The 24,751-nt window shown below is 35.3% G+C and carries 24 protein-coding genes and 1 pseudogene; 17 read left to right on the top strand and 8 right to left on the bottom strand.

All coding sequences use genetic code 11. The annotated features are described in order from the left end of the window. The first annotated feature begins 42 nt into the window (after positions 1-42). The 7 genes from TX86_RS20905 to TX86_RS20875 all read left to right on the top strand — a co-directional run bounded on the left by TX86_RS20905 (position 43) and on the right by TX86_RS20875 (position 8,763). Positions 43-717 carry a response regulator transcription factor gene (locus tag TX86_RS20905; RefSeq protein ID WP_081707794.1) on the top strand — a complete coding sequence of 225 codons (675 nt, stop codon included), beginning with the start codon at positions 43-45 and terminating at the stop codon, positions 715-717. A gap of 35 nt (positions 718-752) precedes the next feature. Continuing rightward, a complete protein-coding gene (locus tag TX86_RS20900) occupies positions 753-1,730 on the top strand; it encodes a sensor histidine kinase (protein ID WP_230203699.1) in 978 nt (325 codons plus the stop codon). A gap of 130 nt (positions 1,731-1,860) precedes the next feature. After that, positions 1,861-2,628, top strand: coding sequence for an ABC transporter ATP-binding protein (locus TX86_RS20895; protein WP_042351884.1), 768 nt, complete (start codon positions 1,861-1,863; stop codon positions 2,626-2,628). Next, on the top strand, positions 2,618-4,627 hold the full coding sequence (locus TX86_RS20890) for an ABC transporter permease (RefSeq protein ID WP_042351883.1): 2,010 nt from the start codon (positions 2,618-2,620) through the stop codon (positions 4,625-4,627). The genes TX86_RS20895 and TX86_RS20890 overlap by 11 nt, the downstream gene beginning before the upstream one ends. 156 nt (positions 4,628-4,783) lie before the next feature. After that, positions 4,784-5,782 (top strand): YeiH family protein, encoded by a 999-nt coding sequence (locus tag TX86_RS20885; protein ID WP_042351881.1) that lies wholly within the window; start codon positions 4,784-4,786, stop codon positions 5,780-5,782. 214 nt (positions 5,783-5,996) lie between these two features. Next, the gene (locus TX86_RS20880) at positions 5,997-6,764 is read left to right on the top strand and encodes an ABC transporter ATP-binding protein (protein WP_042351879.1); all 768 of its coding nucleotides are present in this window, start codon (positions 5,997-5,999) and stop codon (positions 6,762-6,764) included. Beyond that, positions 6,754-8,763, top strand: a complete 2,010-nt coding sequence (locus tag TX86_RS20875; protein ID WP_042351877.1) for an FtsX-like permease family protein — start codon at positions 6,754-6,756, stop codon at positions 8,761-8,763. The genes TX86_RS20880 and TX86_RS20875 overlap by 11 nt, the downstream gene beginning before the upstream one ends. Before the next feature lie 173 nt (positions 8,764-8,936). Here TX86_RS20875 and TX86_RS20870 read toward each other — a convergent pair whose 3' ends face one another. Beyond that, on the bottom strand, positions 8,937-10,139 hold the full coding sequence (locus TX86_RS20870) for an FtsW/RodA/SpoVE family cell cycle protein (protein ID WP_042351876.1): 1,203 nt from the start codon (positions 10,137-10,139) through the stop codon (positions 8,937-8,939). Between the two features lie 326 nt (positions 10,140-10,465). On the opposite strand from TX86_RS20870, the gene TX86_RS20865 reads away from it, so the two are divergent. The 3 genes from TX86_RS20865 to TX86_RS20855 are packed head-to-tail and all read left to right on the top strand — an operon-like array spanning position 10,466 to position 13,006. After that, positions 10,466-11,251: an ABC transporter ATP-binding protein gene (locus TX86_RS20865; protein WP_230203698.1), complete on the top strand. Its 786-nt coding sequence runs from the start codon at positions 10,466-10,468 to the stop codon at positions 11,249-11,251. A 26-nt stretch (positions 11,252-11,277) separates the two neighbouring features. Further along, on the top strand, positions 11,278-12,237 hold the full coding sequence (locus TX86_RS20860; RefSeq protein ID WP_042351873.1) for an ABC transporter substrate-binding protein: 960 nt from the start codon (positions 11,278-11,280) through the stop codon (positions 12,235-12,237). Between the two features lie 4 nt (positions 12,238-12,241). Further along, entirely contained in the window at positions 12,242-13,006 is a 765-nt protein-coding gene (locus TX86_RS20855) for an ABC transporter permease (protein WP_042352062.1), read from the top strand. A gap of 39 nt (positions 13,007-13,045) precedes the next feature. Here TX86_RS20855 and TX86_RS20850 read toward each other — a convergent pair whose 3' ends face one another. Further along, complete coding sequence (locus TX86_RS20850; protein WP_042351872.1) at positions 13,046-13,477, bottom strand: winged helix-turn-helix transcriptional regulator; 432 nt, start codon at positions 13,475-13,477, stop codon at positions 13,046-13,048. A 169-nt stretch (positions 13,478-13,646) separates the two neighbouring features. Here TX86_RS20850 and TX86_RS20845 point away from each other — a divergent pair, with 169 nt between their 5' ends. From TX86_RS20845 to TX86_RS20830, 5 genes are all read left to right on the top strand, one after another. Then, positions 13,647-14,180: a DUF4242 domain-containing protein gene (locus tag TX86_RS20845; RefSeq protein ID WP_042351871.1), complete on the top strand. Its 534-nt coding sequence runs from the start codon at positions 13,647-13,649 to the stop codon at positions 14,178-14,180. Between the two features lie 62 nt (positions 14,181-14,242). Next, positions 14,243-15,289, top strand: a complete 1,047-nt coding sequence (locus TX86_RS20840) for an acyl-CoA dehydrogenase family protein (protein WP_042351870.1) — start codon at positions 14,243-14,245, stop codon at positions 15,287-15,289. Positions 15,290-15,431: 142 nt separating this feature from the next. After that, positions 15,432-15,605 carry a hypothetical protein gene (locus tag TX86_RS26830; RefSeq protein WP_154663188.1) on the top strand — a complete coding sequence of 58 codons (174 nt, stop codon included), beginning with the start codon at positions 15,432-15,434 and terminating at the stop codon, positions 15,603-15,605. A 217-nt stretch (positions 15,606-15,822) separates the two neighbouring features. Beyond that, entirely contained in the window at positions 15,823-16,215 is a 393-nt protein-coding gene (locus TX86_RS20835; RefSeq protein WP_042351869.1) for an SET domain-containing protein, read from the top strand. A gap of 27 nt (positions 16,216-16,242) precedes the next feature. Then, positions 16,243-16,473, top strand: a complete 231-nt coding sequence (locus tag TX86_RS20830) for a helix-turn-helix domain-containing protein (RefSeq protein ID WP_042351867.1) — start codon at positions 16,243-16,245, stop codon at positions 16,471-16,473. Positions 16,474-16,527: 54 nt separating this feature from the next. Here TX86_RS20830 and TX86_RS20825 read toward each other — a convergent pair whose 3' ends face one another. Then, positions 16,528-17,139: a LysE/ArgO family amino acid transporter gene (locus tag TX86_RS20825; protein ID WP_042351866.1), complete on the bottom strand. Its 612-nt coding sequence runs from the start codon at positions 17,137-17,139 to the stop codon at positions 16,528-16,530. Between the two features lie 133 nt (positions 17,140-17,272). Here TX86_RS20825 and TX86_RS20820 point away from each other — a divergent pair. Beyond that, positions 17,273-18,721, top strand: a pseudogene (locus TX86_RS20820) (aminotransferase-like domain-containing protein). A gap of 34 nt (positions 18,722-18,755) precedes the next feature. On the opposite strand, the gene TX86_RS20815 reads toward TX86_RS20820, so the two are convergent. From TX86_RS20815 to TX86_RS20800, 5 genes are all read right to left on the bottom strand, one after another. Then, positions 18,756-19,931 (bottom strand): M20 metallopeptidase family protein, encoded by a 1,176-nt coding sequence (locus TX86_RS20815; RefSeq protein ID WP_042351865.1) that lies wholly within the window; start codon positions 19,929-19,931, stop codon positions 18,756-18,758. A gap of 12 nt (positions 19,932-19,943) precedes the next feature. Continuing rightward, the gene (locus TX86_RS20810) at positions 19,944-21,119 is read right to left on the bottom strand and encodes a M20 family metallopeptidase (RefSeq protein WP_042351864.1); all 1,176 of its coding nucleotides are present in this window, start codon (positions 21,117-21,119) and stop codon (positions 19,944-19,946) included. Positions 21,120-21,247: 128 nt separating this feature from the next. Beyond that, positions 21,248-22,018 (bottom strand): nuclease-related domain-containing protein, encoded by a 771-nt coding sequence (locus TX86_RS20805; protein ID WP_195892937.1) that lies wholly within the window; start codon positions 22,016-22,018, stop codon positions 21,248-21,250. A gap of 15 nt (positions 22,019-22,033) precedes the next feature. Beyond that, complete coding sequence (locus tag TX86_RS25940) at positions 22,034-22,216, bottom strand: hypothetical protein (RefSeq protein WP_052343803.1); 183 nt, start codon at positions 22,214-22,216, stop codon at positions 22,034-22,036. A 449-nt stretch (positions 22,217-22,665) separates the two neighbouring features. After that, the gene (locus TX86_RS20800) at positions 22,666-23,994 is read right to left on the bottom strand and encodes an FAD-binding oxidoreductase (protein WP_042351863.1); all 1,329 of its coding nucleotides are present in this window, start codon (positions 23,992-23,994) and stop codon (positions 22,666-22,668) included. A gap of 147 nt (positions 23,995-24,141) precedes the next feature. On the opposite strand from TX86_RS20800, the gene TX86_RS20795 reads away from it, so the two are divergent. After that, positions 24,142-24,705, top strand: a complete 564-nt coding sequence (locus tag TX86_RS20795) for a nitroreductase family protein (protein WP_042351861.1) — start codon at positions 24,142-24,144, stop codon at positions 24,703-24,705. The last annotated feature ends 46 nt before the right edge of the window (positions 24,706-24,751 follow it).

Below are 24,751 nucleotides of genomic sequence, written 5' to 3'. Positions count from 1 at the left end.
ATGAAATATGTTACTACAACACATTTTTTAGGAGTGGCTAGAATGGATAAGATGAAAATCTTAATTGTAGAAGATACAGAAACGCTACGAAATGAGTTAAAAGAATTTTTATCGAATTATGGTTATGCTGTCGAAGCACCAGATGACTTTCAAAATATTATGCAATATGTGAATCAGGAGGATGTCCATCTTATTTTATTAGATATTAACTTGCCAGTGTTTGATGGTTATTATATTTGTAGAGAAATTCGTAAAACATCTCAAGTTCCGATTATTATTGTAACAAGCCGAGATAATGAAGTGGATGAATTAATGAGTATGAATCTTGGCGCGGATGATTTTGTAACGAAGCCATACAATACACAGATTCTATTAGCTCGTATTGAATCGGTATTAAAGCGTACATATGCAAAACAAGAATCTGCTGTTTTAAACTATGGAGCTTTGAAATTACATTTATCAAGCGGTTCTATATCTCATCAAAATCAGCAGGAAGAGCTAACGAAAAATGAATTGAAAATACTACATTGTTTGATGAAGAATAAAGGTAAGATTGTATCTAGAGAAGAATTAATGGAATATTTATGGTCATCGGATTTGTTTATTGATGATAATACGTTATCTGTAAATATAACGAGATTACGCAAAAAGATTGAAGGCATAGGGATGGAAAATCCAATCGAAACAAGACGTGGTCTTGGGTATATTATGTCATGAAGCTAAGAGACTACCTGAAGGAAAGAGCTATTTTTTTGATCGGCAATGGAGTTTTATTTATCTTCATAGCTATTTTTTTATGGCTAATTAAAGTACAAAGCGTTGTTATTATCATTGTTTTCATTGCTTGGTTTGGTCCGTTACTCGTTTCATATGCATTAGAATTTATCAGGCGCAAAAAGTTTTATGATACATTACAAAGCAATTTAGAAACATTGGATCAAAAGTATTTGTTATCTGAGGTTATTGAAGAACCAGATTTTCTTGAAGGACAAATCGTGTACGACATACTAAAAACAACAGATAAACAGATGCATGAGCACGTGAATAGGTATAAAAATAAGCAAACTGAATACCGCGAGTATATTGAGGCTTGGGTGCATGAAATTAAAACACCTATTGCAACGAGTAAGCTTATGCTTGAAAATCAAAAAAATGAAGCTACAAAGGGAATCGTCGAAGAACTTAATAAAATTGAAGATTATGTGGAGCAAGCTCTTTATTATGCACGCAGCAATAGTGCCGGCAAAGATTATATTGTGAAAGAATTCGATTTGAAGGCTTGTGTTTCAAAAGTCATTAAACGTAATGCAAAATCTTTTATACACAAGAAAATTCAACTTCAATTAGCTGAATTGGACGAGGTTGTGTTTAGTGATGAGAAATGGGTTGAGTTCATCGTAAATCAAATCCTTGTTAATGCTATTAATTATAGTAATAAATCAGAAAGTAAAATCCAAATATCAACGGTTAAACAGGAAAACAATCTTATACTTAAAATCTTTGATAATGGTATCGGTATCGATGAAAAAGATATCGGGCGTGTATTTGAGAAAGGTTTTACAGGTGAGAATGGTCGGCTTTACAGAAAGTCGACAGGCATGGGGTTATATATTTGTAAAACATTAGCGGATAAATTACATCTAGGTTTAACTCTTACATCGACAAAGGATGTAGGTACAGAGGTACATATTATCTTTCCAAAAAGCAAAATACTATTATTAGAGTCCTAAATAAAAAAGGGCTCTTTTTTTGTTCAGCTTCTCTTACAAAAATGTAAGATTATCGAAATGTAGAGCAATATGTATTTTTCTTGTTAAGAGATACACTAGAACCAACAAGAAAAAGGAGATTGATAAAAACATGGCTAACGTACTTAAAGTGGACGGTATTGAAAAGTATTTTGGTAATAAAGGAAATGTAGCGAAAGCTATTGATCATATAAGCTTTGAAGTAGAAAAGGGCGAGTTCGTTGGAATCATGGGTCCATCTGGAAGTGGTAAAACAACACTATTGAACTGCATTTCGACAATAGATACCGTGACGACTGGTAACATCCAAATTAACGGACAAGATATTACGAAGCTAAAAGCAGGTAAGTTAGAGAAGTTTCGCCGTGATGAATTAGGTTTTATCTTTCAAGATTTTAACCTTTTAGATACGTTAACTGCGTTTGAAAACATTGCGATTGCGCTAACGATTCAAGGGCGCAAACCATCGGAAATTACAAAACTTGTAGAAGATATTGCTGCTAAATTAGAAATTACATCTGTATTAGACAAGTTCCCTTATCAAATGTCGGGTGGACAAAAGCAAAGGGTTGCGTCAGCACGTGCAATTGTAACGAATCCCACACTTATCCTAGCGGATGAACCGACTGGAGCACTTGATTCAAAATCAGCTCGTCTTCTGCTAGATTCATTTGAAAAACTGAATGAAGAATTACAAGCAACAATACTCATGGTTACGCATGACGCGTTCACAGCGAGCTATGCGAAACGGATTCTGTTTATTAAAGACGGTAAGATTTTCAATGAGCTAATTCGTGGAAATGATACAAGAAAAGAATTTTTCAATCGTATTATTGAAGTTGTAACGCTACTAGGAGGGGATACAAATAATGTTCTTTAAACTGTCAGCACGAAATGTCAAAAGAAGTTTTAAAGATTATTTTATTTACTTCTTAACGTTAACTTTTGCAGTTTGTATTTTTTACAGTTTTAATTCGCTGTCTGATCAAAAGGCAATGATGAATGTATCAGCAAGTGTTTCAGAGAATATAAAGATGTTAACACAAATTATTTCGATGCTTTCGGTGTTTGTATCCATTGTGTTAGGCTTTTTAATTATATTTGCGAATAACTTTTTAATTAAAAGACGTAAAAAAGAACTTGGGTTGTATATGTCATTGGGGATGAGTAAGTATACTATCTCTCGCATTCTTGTCGTTGAGACATTCTTTGTAGGGATGATTTCGTTAGTGGCAGGTCTAGCTGTTGGGATTCTTCTTTCTCAAGGCTTATCTGTATTAACAGCTAAAATGTTTGAGATTGATTTAACGAAGTTTGAATTTGTATTTTCTAGTGCTGCTATTTTAAAGACAGTTCTATATTTTGGAATTATCTTTTTGTTTGTTATGATTTTTAATAGTGTTATTATTTCAAAATATAAATTGATTGATTTGTTAACAGCAGCAAGAAAAAATGAAAGTTTAAAAATCCGTAAAACGTCAACTTCCGTTTTTCTTTTTATCGTATCTATCATCATTTTAGGAATCTCATATGGAGTGATGTTAAAGTATGGCTTATTTGAAAGTATGACTTTAACATGGTTCTGCGTGGGCTTAGGTACACTTGGAACGTTCTTATTCTTCATGTCGTTATCAGGTTTTATGTTAAACATGCTTCAGCGTAATAAAAATATCTATTTTAAAGATGTAAATATGTTTGTATTACGTCAAATTAATAGCAAAGTAAATACAACATTTGTTTCAATGACAGTTATATCTATCATGTTATTTTTTACAATTGGTGTTTTATCTACTGGTTTTAGTTTGAAAAATGTTATGCAGAAAGATTTAGATGCTGCGACACCATATGATGTCTCTATTTATAGCTATCTTGATGATGAAAAACCTATAACAGTTCCAGATGCATTAAAGCAAATGAATATAGATGTGAATCAATATGGTGATGTATTTAGTTTCAATTTTTATAAGACAAATACTGGTATGAACTCTTTGTTGAAACCTTATGCTGATAGTAAAACAAAATCAATGTTTTCCGGCAATTACGATGCATCCATTGAAGCGATTAAAAAATCAGATTACGAGCGCTTAGTTAAAATGCAAGGAAAAGAACCATTAACAATGGGGAAAAACGAAGTAATCTTATTATCAAATGTATCTGCTATGAAAGACACATTGAATCGTTTTATTAAAGATCAGAACAAAATTACGTTAGATGGTCAAGAATATAAGATTTCACAGAAAGAAATACAGTCTTTCTCAACGAAAACAGATTATGCAGCGATGGAAACCTTGTTAGTAGTAGTACCTGATGAAACAGTGAAAAACTGGAAACCAAGTATTTCAAATCTAAATATTAACTATACACAAGGTAATCAAGAAAAATTTGATGATGAATTTTATAAAATGTTCAACTCTTTCATGACAACAGGAGGGAATACAGAGAAATACGGTTTCTTCTTACATGGATTAACGAGAACACTAGCATATGATATGAGTGTTGGGCAATCTACGATATTTGTGTTTATCGGAATCTATCTTGGTATTGTTTTCTTAATTTCAAGTGCTGCCATTCTTGCCTTGCAACAGCTTTCTGAAGCAAGTGATAATAGAGAGCGCTATACGATGTTGAAGAAAATTGGTGTTACGAAGAAAGGGATTAACAAGGCAATCTTCCGACAAATCTTTATTTATTTCATGATGCCGTTATCCTTAGCGATTGTGCATTCTATCTTCGGCATTCAAGTAGTAAATAAAGCAATTGTCTTCTTCGGGAATTCAAGTGTATTGCTGCCTTCCCTTATTACAGGATTAATTATAGTGGTTGTGTATGGCGGTTATTTTTTAGCCACTTATACAGGGTATAAAAATATTGTGAAATAGCATGAAAAGACAAGAGCCGTATGGTTCTTGTCTTTTTTGTCATTCTGAAAAATGCACTATAAGTATTTACTTATAATACGTATTATTATAATTTATTTTCCTTATAGAGAAACATTTAGTAAGTTAAAAATATAAAAACATTTAGGTGGTAAAAATATGAAAAAAATGAAGAGTATTCTACCAGGATTGATTTTGTGCGTAGCAATTGCTATTCTTGGCAAAGTGATTGGACATTTTTTTCCTAGCTTAGGTAGTGGGTTGTTTGCCATTTTGATTGGTATCGTCATTGGTAATCTGCCAATTGGTTCGAATGAAAGCTTGAGACCCGGTATTAAGTTTTCAGAAAGCAATTTATTGTATTATTCGATTATTTTACTAGGAGCAACTTTAACTTTTCATTCGATCTTTGAAATTGGCATTACAGGGCTTTCTTACATCCTTATTCAAATGGTATGTACGATAGCTTTTGTTATATGGCTAGGAGAGAAGCTAAAGTTTGAACAGGATTTTGGTTTATTAATGGCAAGTGGTAATGCGGTATGTGGTTCATCTGCTATTGCAGCTACAGCGCCAGCTTTGAAAGCGAAAGTTTCTGATATGGCAGTATCGGTTACGATTGTTAATTTATTAGGTACGGTTATGATGATTGTTCTTCCTGCCATTACAAGCATCCTCTTTCATAATGAGGTACTACAATCATCCGCTCTTATTGGAGGAACGTTGCAATCAGTTGGGCAAGTAGTTGCCAGTGGAAGTATTGTCGGTGAGGCTGTTAAAGATCAGGCTGCCGTTTTTAAGATTAGTAGAATTATCTTTTTAGCAGCTGTGGTATTCATATTGCAACAAGTGAAAAATGGTAAGCAAGTGGAACAACCTGTAAAAGAAAAATTCAATATGAAGTCCATTGTCCCATGGTATGTAGCGGGGTTTTTATTACTATGTTTAATCAACAGTATTTTTCTATTCCCAACGGCTGTTACACATCCAATTAAAGAGTTCGGTAATTATTTAGAAATTATTGCACTTGCTGGTATTGGGATGAGTGTAAAGGTGAGAGATTTAACGCAACATGGTTGGAAATTATCTGCATATGCAGGTGGAATTGGTATATTCCAAATAGCTATAGCATTATTGCTTATTTTTATTTTGTTGTAAAGATATAACTGTTCATAGTCAAAGTCATTGACTGTGAGCAGTTTTTTTATTGTCGCTAATAATTAGGCTCTCTGTACCTATGCTTGAATTGGCCACCTTACAGCGTGTTCAATCTTTCTTACAACTTTGTAAGGCATTTGAAATCTCAATCGATATTTGATTTTTACTAATAGATTTACAATTTAAGTATCAAATACAAAGGAGATTGAACGATATGAGTACGGTATTGACAGTTGATCATATAGAGAAACAGTTCGGGAATAAAGGTAATGTTTCTAAAGCGATAAATGATATTAGTTTTACAGTAGAAGAGGGGGAATTCGTTGGTATTATGGGACCCTCTGGAAGCGGGAAAACAACATTATTGAATTGTATTTCGACAATAGATCGTGTTTCTTCAGGGATGATTTCAATTAAAGGGCAGGACGTGACAAAGCTGAAAGCTGGGAAGCTTGAGAAGTTTCGCCGTGATGAATTAGGTTTTATCTTTCAAGATTTCAATTTACTAGATACTTTAACTGCATTTGAGAATATTGCCATTGCGTTAACCATTCAAGGTAGAAAAACAAGTGAGATTGATATCCTTGTAAAAGAAATGGCTGCGAAATTGGAGATTACAGAAGTGCTAAATAAATTTCCTTATCAAATGTCAGGGGGACAAAAGCAGAGGGTAGCTTCTGTAAGGGCGATTGTTACGAATCCTACGCTAGTATTAGCAGATGAGCCAACGGGAGCTCTAGATTCGAAGTCGTCTACTCTTTTATTAGATTCATTTGAAAAGCTGAATCAAGAACTACAAACAACAATCTTAATGGTTACACACGATGCTTTTACCGCAAGCTATGCGCACCGTATTTTATTTATTAAAGATGGTGAAATCTTTAAGGAGCTATTCCGTGGTAATAAGACACGAAAAGAATTCTTTAATCAAATTATTGAAGTGGTAACCATGTTAGGTGGTGACTCTAACAATGTATTTTAAACTAGCCTTTCGTAATGTAAAAAGAAGTATTAGTGACTTTCTCATTTACTTTTTAACCTTAACATTCGCAGTTTGTATTTTTTATAGCTTTAATTCGATTTCAGCTCAGCAAGCGATGTTCGATGTGTCTGAAGCGAAGTCTAACACTATTGATGGGTTAATACAATTGCTTTCATACGTATCCGTATTTGTGTCAGTTGTTCTAGGCTTTCTTATTATTTATGCAAATAATTTCTTAATTAAACGAAGAAAAAAAGAACTAGGTCTTTATATGACACTCGGTATGAGCAAATATAAGATTTCTCGTATTCTCGTAACAGAAACGTTATTTGTTGGATTGTTATCGCTCGCTGTCGGTCTTGGTCTTGGTATCATTGCTTCACAAGGCTTATCGATTTTAACAGCGAAAATGTTCGAAGTAGATGTGAAGAAATATGAGTTTGTTATTTCGACAGAAGCGATTGGAAAAACAGCGCTTTACTTCGGAATTATCTACTTATTAGTTATGTTGTTTAATACATTTACGATTACACGTTATAAATTGATTGATTTATTAACAGCTTCTCGTAAAAATGAAAGCTTGAAAATTCGCAAAACATGGGTATCTGTTTTATTATTCATTGTTTCGATTGTACTGCTAGGCTTTGCTTATCGAATCGTTCTTGAAAATGGACTGTTCGCTCAAGATAACTCATTATTAATTAGCATTATCTTAGGTGTAGCAGGAACATTTTTATTCTTCATGTCGTTGTCTGGCTTTGCGTTAAACATCTTAAAACGCAATAAAAAAATCTATTATAGCAATATCAATATGTTCGTATTGCGCCAAATTAATAGTAAGGTAAATACAACGTTCTTATCAATGTCTGTTATTTGTATCATGCTGTTCTTTACGATTGGTGTATTATCGACAGGCTTTAGTATTAAAAATTCTATGGAATCAGGACTAGAAGCTGCGAACCCATTTGATGCATCTGTGTATACATTTGCAGCATCAGAAGACCAATCAGCAGTAGATGTGAATAAAGTCTTAAAGGAATATAAGATTGATACAACGAAATACGATCAAGCATATAGCGTTAACTTATACAATACAAAAGTAGAACAAAATGCTTTATTGAAAAAGCATCAAGATGAATCGGCAGAAAAGCTGACGAAAAATGCTCCTTCTATGCCATTAGCAGCTATTAAGCAATCGGACTATAAAAAACTAGCTAATATGCAAGGAGAAAAAACAGTTAATATACCGAAAGATTCTGTATGGATTTTCTATAATATGGAGAATTTCCGTAAAACGAATGAAAACTTAATTGAGAACCAAAAAACACTTAACATTCAAGGTAAAGATTATAAAATCATTAATAGCAAAGCGGAGAAATTTTCTTATACAAATACGTTTAATCCAAGTGATGCCATTGTAGTTGTCTTACCAGATGAGGCGGTAAAAGGCATGAGCGTGTATGAATCAATTTGGAATGTAAACTATAAGCAAAATGTAGTTGCCAAAGATAAAGAGATTATGGATAAGATGGGTTCTTTAAGCTATGGACCAGAGGCACAGAAACGAGGTTATCCAATTTACGCACTTACGAAATCATATTCGTATGATGCGGCTGTCGGTAACTCAACTATTTTCGTATTCTTAGGTATTTATTTAGGCGCTATTTTCCTTATTGCAAGTACGGCTGTATTGGCGTTACAGCAATTATCGGAGGCGAGCGATAATATTACACGCTATTCTATGCTTAAGAAAATCGGTGTACCTATGAAGGTTTCAAATCGAGCCATCTTCAAGCAAATTGGAATTTACTTCTTAATGCCGTTAACGTTAGCGATTGTTCATTCGTTCTTTGGAATTAAGGTAGTAAATGAAGCAGTTATGCTATTTGGTGAAACAAGTGTTTTCATACCATCGTTAATTACAGGTGCATTTCTTATTCTTGTATACGGAGGTTACTTCTTTGCAACGTATGTTGGATATAAGAATATTGTAAAGTAAGAATGAGAAGGTATCCGAATTTGGATGCCTTCTTTGTTAATTTAAAGGGGACTTAATAGTGTGGGCAAATTCAAACTAGTGGTACATATTTGTTGAGAAAAAAGTGTAGGAGGTTGTCCCAACTGTGATTAAAAGTCACTGTTGAGACAACCTCCTATTAAATGTGTTTTCTATTAAACTAACTGATTGGAAGCATGTATTTTCGTAGATTTAACGGTTTTGTTTTGATTTTTTCTACTAGTGTAATTGTAGTTCGCTATCACGTTTTGAAGTATACCCATCGACAGTAGAAGAAGTAGTAGAGAAGAACCACCATAGCTAATGAACGGTAAGGTAATCCCGGTTATTGGGAGAAAGCCAACAACGCCACCCGCGTTAATGATGGTTTGTATACCAATCATTGATGAAATTCCTAATATCAGTAATGAACCAAATGGGTCTTTACAACGTCCTGCTAAGAGTAGCCCTCTTAAAACAATGAACCCTAATCCTCCAAGAGTAAACAATACACCTACTAGACCAAGTTCTTCCGAAATAATCGCTAAAATAAAATCTGTGTGAGGTTCGGGAAGATAACCATATTTTTGAATACTACTTCCTAATCCGTTTCCTGCAATACCACCTGATCCAATGGCAATGTAGGAATTGACTAGTTGATACCCAGAGTCGTTCTCATCAATAAAAGGATTTGAAAGACTACTAAAACGAGAAACTCTCTCCTCTGAAAATACTTTCGAAAAGTTCCCGGTGATTGTAATAAATAGAAAAAGAACACTAACACATATAGCAGTTAATAGTATTAGTTTAAATAATGTTTTCAATGACATTCCTGAGGATACAAATAACGTGAGGGCTATCAAAAATATAATACCAGCTGTACCGTAATCAGGCTGTATAACAATAAGAAAACAAATCATAACTAATAATATAATAGGCGGTAAAATAGCTTTACCAATTTTATTAATCTTATTTTGCCTTTTGCTGAATATAGCAGATAAGTAGATGATAATCACAAGTTTTGCGAATTCACTAGGTTGAATAGCACGAGAACCTAGCATTAACCAACTTTGGGCATTACCTGATGTATGCCCTAAGAAGAAAGTAAGTAATAGAAACAGTGTTATTCCGATGGTTGTAATAATTAAAAAAAGATCCGTGCGATACGCTTTATATGGAAATATCATTGCTATTACCATAGCTAATAAGCCAATTATCATCGATGTTTTTTGCTTTTGAAAAAAGAAGTCTGAGTCAAAATGATAAATTGAAGGAGCTACTATCGAACTTGCACTATATACCATTACCAATCCAAACAGGCATAACAATAGTACAGTAATCAATATTGGAACATCATAGTTTCGTATGAGTTTTTTCATCGCACTTATACCTCTAATCGTAAGAAAGTTACCTTTTCCAACATCAATAATTTTCGAAATTTAACATAATATAACTTTTATTATACATAAGGCTTTTTAAATCAAGCAATTCTTAATTTATTACAATATCTGCAATAAGAATCGCCTTCTTATAAGTTTTTCCTTACCGAATAAAAAATGTGCTAAATAGTTCCAATATTAAGTTGAAAAAATTAACAAAGTGTAATAAAATAACTTACAACTTTATTCTTACTATTTTTATAGGAATTAGAAGGTTTTGTTTCAAATGATAATAAATGACTTCTCTTAGAGGGGATGGGAATGAGTTGGGTAGAGCAGATTTCATTACTGTAGAAGATGTTAGCAAAAGCTTCTTTAATCAAGATCAGTCGGAACATGTATTGAGTAATGTTTCTTTACAAATACAAAAGGGAGAGATTGTTTCAGTTCTTGGAGAAAGTGGTTGTGGAAAGAGTACATTATTAAATGTTATTGGTGGTTTCGAGCAGGTGGATCATGGAATAGTTACAATGGATGGTCAACCGGTAAAGGGGCCGAGCAGAAGAGGGATTATGTTATTTCAAAACTATGGATTACTCCCGTGGCGATCTGTATTAAAGAATGTTGAGCTCGGGTTAGAGGATGGAGTAACGAATGGTAAACAACGAAGAGAGCGAGCGCTTCATTATTTGGAACTGGTAGGTTTGCTGGATAAAGTGAACTTGTTTCCACATGAATTGTCTGGTGGTATGCAGCAAAGGGTAGCTATTGCGCGAGCCCTTGCAATTCAACCAGAGTTGATTTTAATGGATGAACCGTTCGCTGCCTTAGATACATTTAATCGTTATTATCTACAAGATGAATTATTAACGATTCAAAGCAAGGAAAAGACAACGATTGTTCTCGTTACTCACGACATTGACGAAGCTATTTATTTGTCAAACAGGGTGTTTATCATGAGTGCTAAACCCGGTCGAGTGAAAAAGGAAATCGCTATTCGAACACCACGTCCGCGCGATCGAAGTCATGGTGATTTTCAACATTTTCGAAAAATGATTTTCGAAGAATTTGAGTTTAGTAGATCAAAAACAGCAATTGAGTACAACATTTAATATAGGGCTATTTAGGAGATGATGGGATGAAGAAATATATTGGAATCACATGGTTGCTTGTGTTCATACTTTTATTATCTGCTTGCGGTGCCAGTGAAGGGACATCGAAGACTGCATCAACTGAGAAAAGAGTAATCAAGATTGGGTATTTACCGATAACGCATGCTGTACCGCTTTATGTGGAAAAAGAGCAAAAAAAGAAATTTGAAAATTCGGAACTTGAGTTAGTGAAATTCGGTTCTTGGCCAGAGCTGATGGATGCTTTAAATACAGGAAGAATTGATGGCGCATCTGTATTGATTACGCTAGCGATGAAAGCAAAAGCACAAGGAATTGATTTGAAAGCAGTCGCCTTAGGGCATCGTGATGGTAACGTACTTGTTTCAGCAAATGATATTAAAGAGGTAAAAGATTTAAAAGGTAAAAATTTTGCGATTCCGCATAAGTTTTCAACACATAATATATTGCTTTATCAAATGTTAAAGCAAGCGGGTCTGAAATATGAAGATGTGAATGTCATCGAGCTTCCACCTGCGGAAATGCCAGCTGCTCTTTCTGAAGGACGTATTTCTGGATATGTCGTAGCGGAACCGTTTGGTGCCATTTCAGTGGCAATTGGTAAGGGGAAAGTATTATATCAATCAGATGAATTATGGAAAGATTCTTTAGATTGTGCACTAGTACTTCGTGGTGATTTTATTAAGAACGAAGAGAAAGTAGCACAAGAATTTGTGAGTGAGTATGTAAAAGCAGGCGAGTTAGCAGAAAAGAAAGATGCTCATACACATGAAGTATCCTCTAAATATATGAAAGTAGACAAAAAGGTAATGGATTTATCATTGCAGTGGATTTCATATGATGATTTGCGAATAAATGAAGACGCATATAAAGAGTTAACAAATAATGTGACAGAAATGAAGTTATTCGAAAATCCTCCAACTTATAAAGAATTTGTGGATGTAACCTTAATTGATAAAGCGAAGTGATGATATGAACAGTTTGAAGAAAACATCAAATATAATAATAGGTTTTGTGCTATTAATTGCCTTTTGGCAACTGCTCATTATTATTGGAGACCATAATGAAGCTCTATTTCCTTCACCGTTAAAAGTGGGGGAGTCGATTGTAACACTTATTAAAGATGGAACGATTTTTATTCATTTGCAAGTGAGCTTATTCCGTTTTGCAGTCGGTTATTTACTAGCAGTTATAGTGGCAATCTTTTTAGGTTTAATTTTAGGACGTATGAAAAGAGTATGGGGTGTTATTGATCCAATTGTGCAAGTATTAAGACCGGTTTCACCGATTGCTTGGTCTCCGTTTATTGTTTTATGGTTTGGTATCGGAGATATTCCAGCTATCGTGATTATTTTTATTGCGGCATTCTTCCCTGTTTTACTTTCAACAGTTTCTGCTGTTCGGAAGGTAGATAAGACGTATTTGAAAGTGGCTCAAAATTTCGAATTGAAACAATCGGAATTAATGAGAAAAATTATCTTTCCAGCAGCCTTTCCGTTCATAGCTAATGGTCTTCATATTGCGTTAGGTTCAGCCTGGATCTTTCTTGTAGCTGGAGAAATGGTCGGAGCTCAATCAGGACTAGGGTATTTAATCGTGGATGCTCGAAATTCAATGAATTTAGATATCGTACTTGCAGGTATTATTTTTATTGGTGTGTCAGGTCTACTGCTAGATAAAGCGGTCGGGCTTTTTGAAAGATGGGTAGAGAAACAATGGGGAAGAGCGGGAGTATAAAGAAAAACCGAGAAGCTTGTCCTTCTCGGCTCTTAATGGTTATTCTTCTTCTAGCCTAACGACTTCAAGATCGTCTACGCTTTGGTTGCAATGTGGGCAGTAATACGCAATTTCTACTTCATGCTGACACTCCGTATGTACGAGTTTTTTGTAGCATTTTTTTAAATTATTTTTACCCCAAATGACCATGACGTTAAAGATATCTTGTAGGCTTTCACCGCTTTCAGTAAGAACGTATTTATATCGAGGAGGATGATCAGAGTATAGGCTGGATGTGATTAGTTCAGCCTCCTCTAGAAATTTTAAGCGATCAGATAACAGGTTTGACGAGATACCTGCTAGGTTTTTCTTAATTTCATTAAAGGTGCAATTGCCGATAGATATTTCATGCACAATGAGTAAGGTCCAACGATCACCGATGATGTTCATTGTTTGTGCAATGTTGCACGGTAAATTATATCTGTCTTTCATGTTTTAATAACCTCCAAGTGTCATCTGAAAATAATCATAACATTTTTTTGTTTAGTAGGTTGATTTTTTGAACTTAGTGTAATATATTGTTAATAGTTAGAATATTACACTAATCTTATCGGAATTAAAAGAATTCTACCATACAAAGGGGAATTTAGGAGGAATTACAATGGGATTATATTTAGTTGAGTCAGTTTTAAACAGTAATGTGAAGGATCAAGCTTCTTTTGAAAAAAAAGCAGATGCGCTACAAGCAGATTTAAGTCAGAAGCAAGCGACGTTAATTGAAATTCAAGTTTCTAAGGATTTCTCAAGAGCTTTCTTTATCGTGGAAAGTGATGAGCGCAACACAATTAATGAAAGCTTCCGTAGCTTAGAAGTGCCAATCAGCTTAATTAAATCTGTTCGCTTAGTTGGTCAAGAATTAGAAGATGTGAAGCAGAAAGCGGATGTGGTGAATTACTTAGTAGAATGGAATTTACCTGAGAACTTAACAATGGATGCCTATTTAGATAGAAAGAAAACAAACTCTGTACATTATGCAGAAGTTCCAGAAGTATCATTCTCAAGAACGTATGTGTGTGAAGACATGACAAAATGCTTATGCTTCTATGATGCACCAAACGAATCGACAGTGAAGAAAGCACGTGAAGCTGTTAAAGCACCAATTGATACGATTACTGAAATTCTACCAAAGAACTAATTCGGTCAAAAAAACCTCCATTCTTGGGGGTTTTCATTTACAAAGACGGGGGCGTAAGTAAGATGGTTAAACTACAGGGGTTAGAGGATTTATTGCAAAGTCAACTGAAACAGCATGTCAAAAAAATTGACGAGGAAGCATATTATCCACGAGAATTTCTTTTGCAATTAGGCAAATCGGGTTATTTTCAATCGGAAGGATTGGATTATAGCGAGGTACTTCTTCGGGAAGCACGTGTGGTGGAGGAAACAGCAAAAGTATGTATGACAACAGCGTTTAATATTTGGTGTCATCTTGCATCATTAACGTATATTCGTGCAACGGATAATATGTATTTGAAGAATAATCTATTACCGTTACTAGAAAGTGGAGAGCTACTAGGTGCAACAGGTTTATCCAATCCAATGAAGTATTATGCAGGACTTGAAAAGCTACATTTACAAGCTCGTCGAGTGGACGGTGGCTATACTATTTCAGGGACACTTCCAGCAGTTTCTAACTTAGGTAGAGATCATTGGTTTGGTATCATTGCTTCTATTGATAATAATCAAAGAATCATGGCTTACGTCCAAGGAAATGTAGAGCGTTTAGTTTTTAAAGAAAAGCTAGGATATTTAGGGTTAAATGGAAGTGCCACATATGCTTGCCAATTCGATGATGTATTTATTCCAGATGATTGGGTTATTGCTGAACAAGCGGATTCATTTGTAGAAAAAATCCGACCAGCCTTTGTTCTTTACCAAATTCCACTTGGGTTTGGAGTAACAGGAGCATCCATTCAATCGATTGATAAAGTATGTAGTAGACAGGCAGGATGCAATAAATATCTAGCTGTTCAATCCGATGAATTATCGGAGGAGTTACAACAGTTGAGGTCACAATTAGAACATTATATTACTCAAACTGATTTGCGGGAACAATGGAAAGGGTTATTAAATGTAAGATTGCAAACAGTACATTTAACTTCAAAAGCTACGCATGCTTGCATGCTTCATCAAGGTAGTGCTGGTTACTTGAAGTGTAGCCCACCGTCAAGACGGTTGAGAGAATCATATTTCTTTGTTAATTTAACACCAACGGTAAGGCATTTGGGGAAAATGCTTAGTTGATAAGTATTGTTTAAAGCAAAAGGCCAAGGGGAAAATTGGTCTTTTGCTTTTTGAATTGCTAATATTTTCAATGTCATAATGCATACCAAACTGGCTATACTTGTTATGCAAGATGAATATTATAGTTAGGGTTGAAAGATAGATGATTAAAGCAGGCATTGTATTATTAGTTTTAGGAATTATTACAACCATTGTAGCGTCGAGTATGAGTAATCCTGATCCTATCATGAATTATGTTCAAGCGGGTGGCTTCCTTCTTGGGGTAATAGGAATATTCTTAATGGAAACAAATCGAAGAAAGAAGTTCAAGAAGTAAGAGGGGTTGTCCTGAAAGTGGTTTTAAGTCAATTTCAGGGCGCCTCTTTATGCTTTTTTTAGCCATTTGATGATGGGAATCATAAGTGAAGAAGCAATCTGGATTGCTTTTCGAAGAGTTTGATTTTGAGAAATTTGCAACAATCAGTTGCGTTCATTGCCAACTCCTGTCAAACTAAGAAAAGAATAAACTTCGATGAAATGCGTAGGTGACGATTTTGATAGAAATTAAAAGATCCCCTCTCGGTGATGGAGAGTTCAATAGAGGAGTATTTGCGAAGCAAGATATTAAGAAAGGTACTTTAATTCATGAAGCGCCAGTAATATCTTTCCCAAATGCTGAACATGAACATATTGAGAAAACATTGCTTGCTGATTATGTATTTGAGTACGGTATTAATCATACAGCGATTCTCTTAGGCTATGGAATGTTATTTAATCATTCTTATGAGCCGAATGCAGAATATGAAATTAACTTTGATAACCATACATTTGATTTCTATGCTTATACAGATATTAAGGCTGGCGAAGAAGTATTAATCAATTATAATGGCGATGTTGATATTGATGATCCTCTATGGTTTAACGAAGGTAAGGAAGATAAAGAGTAACAGTGCAATATAAGGAAGTGAAAAAGGATGTATTTAACTGTTGAAGAAACAGCGGAATATTTATCTGTATCAATCCCTTATGTAGAAAATTTAATTCTTCAAGGGAAAATCAGAGCCTTACATGACGGAGAACAGTATTTAATTTACAAAGAGCAGTTTAAAACTCATTTAGAACAGTTGGAGAAATACCGCATTCTTGTAGAGGAACTACAGAATGAACCTATACCTGAAGATATAGATATTAAAGATGAAGATTGAGGAGATGTCCTCAATCTTCTTTTTTTATCGGCTTGTGAAATTGAAAAAGTTACATTAGAACAAAGAACGTGCTAAATAGATAGCTGTTCCCCACATGACAATAGCAGAAATTTTATTGAATAGAAGGAGGATTCGACCATTATGATCTAATTGTCCAATGATTCTACCTGTAATACCTAAGCTAAAGAACCAAATCCAAGATACTAAAATACAGGATAAGGCAAAAGCTACTTTGTCAAAAGAGCTATATTGTAATGAACTAGTTCCAATAACTCCGATTGTATCAATGATTGCATGTGGATTTAATAGTGAAACCGAAGCAGCGAAAATGATTTGCTTCTTAGCTGATAAGGCGTTATTGTTATTAGAATCATCAATGGATGGTTTACTTCTCCAAGTCATGAATCCCATATAGAGCAGGAAACCAATCCCGATTAATAATAAGCTATTCTTAATCCAATAAGAATCAGCAACAATTACGCTGACACCAAGTATTGCAATCGAAATTAAGACAGTATCACAAATAGAGGCAGTGAATATAACGGGTAATGCTTTCCTAATATATGGATGAGAAACCCCTTGATTGAAAACGAAAACGTTTTGTACTCCAAGTGGCAAGATTAATCCAAATGCTAAAATGAATCCGTGAATAATTGCTTCAAACATTTTGAAAGTTTTCCCTCCTCTTTAAGCTTTCCTCAATTGTAAAGGAATGAAGTTGAATAATCTCCAACCAATGAATTGAATGTATACCCAACCAATCGTTATAATAGTTGGAAAAAAGGGTGGAGTATAGCACATGACTAAAGCATATTGGATTCCTACTAAAGGGTTGTCCATTCCACTTCATCAACAAATCTATGAATATATGAAGCAAAATATTATAAACGGTGAGTGGGTAGTAGGGACAAAAATCCCTCCACAACGTGAACTGGCAAAATTATATAATGTAAATCGAAGTACAATCGTTTATGCATTAGATGAATTAACAGCGGACGGATTAATTCAATCGAAGGTAGGAAAGGGTACATATGTAATCAATAATACATGGAATTTGCTTGCATCTGTTCCATCGCCTGATTGGAATAGTTATGTTCGGGCGGGTACGCATCAACCTAATTTGCAAACTATTCAAGAAATTAATCGGATGGAATTTGAGCCAAACTTCATAAGGCTAGGTACAGGAGAACTAGCACCGGAATTGCTCCCTATTCATCGAATGAATGCAGTCTTTCAAGAGAGTGGAGCGCATCAACTTTCACTAGGATATCCAGAATCGAAAGGTAGTTTGTTTCTGCGAGAATGCTTGAGTGATTATTTGAAAACAAAAGGAATAGTAGCATCACCTTCTTCAATACTAATTGTTTCGGGAGGATTACAAGCTCTACAATTAATTTCGCTCGGGCTATTACAACGAGGTTCTACTATTCTTCATGAAACACCATCGTACTTAAATTCTGTACATATATTTTAATCTGCTGGTATGCAATTGCAGGGTGTTTCAATGGATGAGGAAGGAATTCAAGTACTTGATATCGGAAAGTTAAAGCGAAAACATAATGCTTCTTTGCTTTATAGCATACCATCGTTTCATAATCCAACCGGGATAGTCACATCTCAGGAAAGAAGACAAGTATTATTGGATACTTGTATGCAAGAAAGGCTGCCGATAATCGAAGATGATGCATATGGAGATTTATGGTTGGAAGAAGCAGCCCCTAAGCCGTTAAAAGCAATAGATCATCAAGGCTTAGTTTTGTATATGGGCAGTATGTCAAAAACATTAGGGCCAGGTTTAAGAATTGGATGGATTGTTGCTCCACAAGCGGTGATTGACAGACTAGCAGATATTAAAATGCAGACGGATTATGGATCTAGTACTCTATCACAGTTTGCAGTTGCGGAATGGTTAGCGACTGGATTATATGAGGAGCATTTGAAGACTATTCGATTAGAGCTTAAGCTTAGACGTGATTATATGTTGGCTATATTGAATAAATACTTCCGAGATATTGCTTGTTGGAGTATTCCGAGGGGAGGATTTTATATTTGGTTGTCTCTAAATAAGAAGGTTTCTACAAAACAATTATTTATGAGAGCTGTCAAAGAAGGTATTTTGTTAAATCCAGGGTATGTTTATGATCGAAAGGATCAAACACATATACGGCTATCTTATTCGTATGCACAATTTGATGAAATGAAAGATGGCTTAATGAGGTTGGCGTCGTTATTAAAGGCTCATACTTAATATAAAAAACCACTGAAGTTGAGCATATCAACATTCAGTGGTTATTCAAATAAGTGAGTGCCGTAGCAAGAAGTACCTTCGCCCCGATTACCATGCTTCTCTCGTCAATGTCGAATTTGGGATGATGACTTGGCACGATGAGACCATGTTCTTCATTACCTGAACCGGTGAAAAAGAATGTACCAGGCACCTCTTGTAAATAATATGCAAAGTCTTCACCTGCCATGACAGGTTGCATCAATTTTACATTTTCTTTTCCAACAATCGGTATTGCATTTTCTATCAGTAGCTTTGTTTCTGTATCATGATTTATAAGAGGCGGGTAGCCTTTTTTAAATTGAAATTTGTAAGCAGCATTGGCTCCCTCACAAGTAGCTGCGATGATTTTTTCCATATGAGTAATGATGCTATCAAGAACAGCGTTATCATATACGCGTACGGAGCCAGAAATACTTGCTGAATGAGGTATGACATCATATCCTTGTCCAGCGTGAAATGTTGTAACAGATAATACGGCAGGCTGTAAAGGGTCAATTCTGCGGCTAACGATTTGTTGCAATTGACCCACAATCGATGTCCCAATCGTAATAGGATCAATCGTCTCATGTGGATTAGAGCCATGCCCACCGCTTCCGATGATTTCTAAATCAAAGACGCCTCCACCAGCCATCATTGCTCCACTGCGACAATAAATTTCACCTGTTGAAACGCCAGACCACATATGCGTACCGAAAATAGCATCTACACCGTCTAAGCAGCCTGCTTCAATCATTGGTTTAGCTCCACCAGGGGATACTTCTTCACCAAATTGATGAATGAGAACGACATTACCTTTTAGTTCGTGTTTCACTTCTGATAGTACCTTTGCAATTGCGAGTAAAATCGTCGTATGTGCATCATGTCCACATGCATGCATTACACCTGGTACGGTCGATTTATAAGGAACACCTTTCTCATCTTGAATAGGAAGAGCATCGAAGTCAGCTCGAAGCGCGACTGTTTTCCCAGGTTTACCACCTCGAATATAGCCAACGACACCATTGCCACCGAAGTTTGTTTTCACTTCAATTCCTAAATTGTTAAGATAATCAGAGATTTTTTGGGGCGTATGTACTTCCTGAAAAGAGAGCTCAGGGTGTTGATGAAAATGTCGTCTGAGCTCAACCATTTCAGGATATAGTTCTTCAAGTCTATACAGTATTTTTTTCATTAACGAATCACCTTACTTGTTATTTAGAAAGTCAACAGCAGTTGATGCTAGTATTTTAGCTGCAATTAACATGCTTCTTTCATCAATATCAAATTTTGCATGATGATGTGGATAGATAATATCAGTATCTTTGTTTCCAGCACCAGTAAAGAAATAAGTGCCAGGTACTTTCTGTACATAATAAGAAAAATCTTCAGCTGCCATGCTAGGATCAATTTGTTTTACGTTATCTTCACCAATGATATCAATTGCCTTTTTCTTTAATAACTCTGTTTCTGCTTCATGGTTGATAACAGCAGGGTAGCCCTTTTCATAATTGAAAGTATAAGTAGCTCCTGCATGTTCACAATTATAGGCAATGATATTTTGCATATGCTTAATGATTTCATCTTGTACTGCTGCGTCGAATGTACGAACTGTTCCAGATATTCGAGCTGTCGTCGGAATAACATTAAATGCTTTGCCAGCGTTGAATGTGGCAACGGTAAGAACGGCAGGTTTTAATGGGTCGATGCGCCTGCTAACAATTTGTTGTAGTTGTTGAACAATTGATGTACCGAGAGCAATTGGATCAACCGTAGCATGAGGTACTGCTCCGTGGCCACCTCTCCCAATGATTTCAATATCAAATCCATCAGCACCAGCCATGAAAGCGCCACTTCGATAACCGATTTCACCTACAGGAATTGGCGACCACAAATGTGTGCCAAAGATGGCGTCTACACCATCTAAGCAGCCAGCTTCAATCATTGGTTTGGCTCCACCTGGTACAATTTCTTCTGCAAACTGATGGATAAGGACCACATTACCTGCTAATTCGTCTTTGATTTCTGATAAAACTTTTGCCACACTTAGCAAAATAGTGGTATGTCCGTCGTGCCCACAAGCATGCATTACACCAGGTACAGTAGATTTATAAGGAACGTCTTTCTCATCTTGAATAGGTAGAGCGTCAAAGTCAGCACGTAATGCGACTGTTTTGCCTGGCTTACCTCCGCGTATATAGCCGACAACTCCACGACCGCCAACACCTGTATGTACTTCCACTCCTAGATTGGTTAAATATTCTGCGATTTTCTTTGGAGTATGTACCTCATGAAAGGATAATTCAGGATGCTGATGAAAATAGCGTCTCAGTTCAACCATTTCTGGATACAGCTGCTCAAGCCTTTCGTTTAAATATGACATTATACATCCCCCTTAATATTAGTTAATAATTACCTTTACTTTAATTTACTTTATAAATGTATTCAAGGGTAATATCATTATTATTATATGAATTCCGATAAGAATATAAGGAATTTGATTGGAGGCATTCATTTTGGGGAATAATAAGTTCCTTTGTTTGTTCCTAATTGAATGAGATTTGCAGATTTTAATAATCGTTTAGCTGTATTTCTAGAAGAAACTTGCAGGAAGTCCCGTAATTGAATGTTGGTTATGGATGAATTTATAAGGGAGAAATAGTCTAATAGCGCATATTGGAATGCCATTTTATCATTTAAATAGCATTTTGGACAAAACCAAGTGTAGCGTTGTTGTTCCATAGGAATGAAAGAACATTTGGGGCAATTAACACCTTTTATTAAATCTTCGTAAGTTAGTTGAAACTTGTTTAGAACATTTTCATCATTTTCTCGATGCATATTTTTAAGATTTTTTGCTAGTTTTTTAATGTCTCTAATAGTAATGAGTGCTTGAGTATATAGTTTGGAAAGTTCTTTTATTTTAGAAGTGAGTTTATCGGGGCGGATTAATGGAAAAGTGCCTGTGGTAAGATTAGGTGTTTTTTTGATAATGGATTGAGGATTACTGAGAATGACGGTTGTTAATATGGGGATAGGATGTATTAAAGACTGTTTTGATAGCCAGTATTGCAATTGTTGCCTTTGTCGATGGACTTGTAAAATAGGATCCTTAAAAACAGATTCTTTATTTTCATGATGTCTTATTAATTGTTGAAATTCAGGATCATACGTAATGGTCCCTACAATATTTTTTACTTCAATTATTAAGAAATAAGTTTGAGTTAGAATGAGTAAGTCCATTTGAAAGTAATAGTTATTTTGCTGTGAGGGTAGCCGCAAATTGTGTAATATAAATCATTCATCAGATGGAAGAAAACTTAGATAATAATCTAAAGATTTTTCACCACGATATCCAGCAATTATTTTTCCTAATTCATTTTCAATTATTTTTTTCTTAGGATGTTTATCTGGAAGTCTTCTCAGTAGTGCCTCATATTTGGTCGCTAGCAAAGGATAAGTTCGTTCTTTTAAAATCATACATTCACCTCGTTTTTTATGATATATTTTTAAATTCGATTAAAAAAGAGATTATCCTTCAGGAGAGTTAATTTTTTGAAAAAAAACGGGAGAAGAATGTCGGAAAAATTAAATTAAGATTAATATATGGAGTGAAGAACGAAATATATGAGCGGAGAACGAAATATATGAGCGGAGAACGAAATATATGAGCGGAGAACGAAAAATATGAGTGGAGAACGAAAAATATGAGTGGAGAACGAAAAATATGAGTGGAGAACGAAAAATATGAGTGGAGCACGAAATATATGAGCAGAGAACAAAATATATGAGCTGAGAACAAAATATATGAGCGGAGAACAAAATATATGAGTAGAGAACAAAATATATGAGCGGAGAACGAAATATATGAGCGGAGAACAAATTATCCGAGCGGGTACCCAAATAAAAGTAAGGCCAAGCACAACCTATCATAGCGTTGTGCTTGGCATAATGCTTTGTGGAAAGCGGAATATATTGTCTGGATCGTATTTAGCTTTAATTTCTTGTAATCTTTTATAATTATCGCCATAGTAGGTGGTCTGCCAGTTCTGAATAAATAAATCTGGCCAGTTCACATAATCACCGTTTGTATATCTACCTAGGGACTTTCGTACAGATTCAACCCAGCGGATGTTTTGACGTCGTTCATGATGGCAAGACCATGTTGCATTATATTCTTGTGCAATGATTGAATCGCGATAGAAGAATGCTGTATCTTCTGGTTCAATACAACCTGCTTTGCCGCAGAGAGATTGCTGCCAAATTGCACAATTTTCACTTGGTGCTTTTTCTAATAATCGTTTCATAAGAGATAAGGCTTCTTGAGGAAACGGTTCTTGTACAAATGAACCGGATCTTTTGAATGGAGCAGGCTCGTTTTCTGCAGGGTCATCAAAGAAACGAGTGGCATTAATGAAAGAAGTGTTTTTGATTTTAATACTACAAGGTTTGCAGGCTTTTACAAGAGGTTGAATGAGTTTCAACAGCTCCTCTTTTGAGCCGACCAATTGACCCTGCGCAATAATAGTTCGATTCGCTTTCATTTCAATAGAAGAAGTTAGACGACAATCTGTGTAGGGGGCCCAATTTTGCCAAGTATCATAAGCACATTCGAAGTCTTCCCAAGCCCATTCAATAGAAAAAATAGACACATTATGAATACTATGCGTTTGAAACGTTAAATTCGTCACGATGCCAAAGTTTCCACCACCGCCGCCTTGTAAGGCCCAAAATAAATCACGATGATTGTGCTTGTTTGTTGTTACTACTTTACCAGATGCAAGAACAACTTCTGCTTCGAGTAAGTTATCGCAAGTAAGTCCGAACACTCTAGTTAAATAGCCAATCCCTCCACCAAGCGTAAGCCCTACCAACCCAACGTTTGCTACTGTTCCAGCTGGGATTGTTTGACCATGTTTCCATAGTTTTTTATATACATCCCCTAATTCAGCACCAGCTTCAATTGATGCGATACTTTCCATTGTATCAACATGTATTCGATTCATCTCACTTATATCGATTACGAGCCCGTCATTTAGGAGTGAAAAGTTTTCATAACTATGTCGACCGCTTCTGATTCGAAAAGGTATACAATTTTCTTTTGCCCATAATAAGGCGTTTACAACATCAGTGGTACATTGGCAAAAGACAATGATTTTTGGATAAAAAGGGATGTTAGTATTAATATTCGTTCTTGCCTCATTGTAATCAGGATCTTTTGGTGTCACAATTCTCCCAGTTAGTTTCAATGTGAAAATCCCTCCAATAAACTATTGATTGATACATCTTATGATAATTACCTAATCAAAGACCGGGTTTTTAAGAAGTTTTAATATTTGCTATATATGAAGAAAAATCGATATAATTTAAAATGATAATCATTATCAGTTGAGCGGAGGGGTAGAATGAATTTAGAGGATGTAATTAAAGGGAGAAGATCAATTAAACGATTTGAAGAACGAGAAGTATCGCCTGAGTTAATTCAAGAGTTATTGGATATAGCAGTGTGGGCACCTAATCATCGTATGACTGAGCCGTGGCGTTTTATTATGTTTTATGGAGAAGGTAAAGAAAGGCTTGCTGCAACGGTTCGCCAAATGAAGGAGAACAAAGAACCAGATCCATCAAAGAAGAAGAGTGAAGGCGAAAAAATCTATAATAAGCTGATGGCCAATCCGATGTTCCTTATGGTTGTGATGGAAGAAGACCCTAATCTTGTAACGAGAGAGGAAGATTTTGCAGCCACTAGTTGTGTTATTCAAAACTTTAGTTTACTAGCATGGGAGAAAGGTATTGGTATGACATGGCATTCGTATGGTTGGCTACAAGATGCAATGGTTCGAGAAGCATTAGGAATTAAACCAGGTGAAAGAGCGATTGCTAATATGCACATTGGGTATCCAGCGATGTTACCAAAAGAACGTGAAAGAAAGACCATGAAGGAATTATTAACTATAGTAAATCAGTAAATAAGAAAGCCCTAAGTCACAGTACTTAGGGCTTATGTGTGTTCCT

It is taken from the genome of Bacillus massiliigorillae, from assembly GCF_000380245.2.
Lineage (GTDB): Bacteria > Bacillota > Bacilli > Bacillales > DSM-1321 > Bacillus_AD > Bacillus_AD massiliigorillae.
Note: the sequence above shows the minus strand (reverse complement) of the source record. Positions and strands in the feature narration are given on the sequence as shown.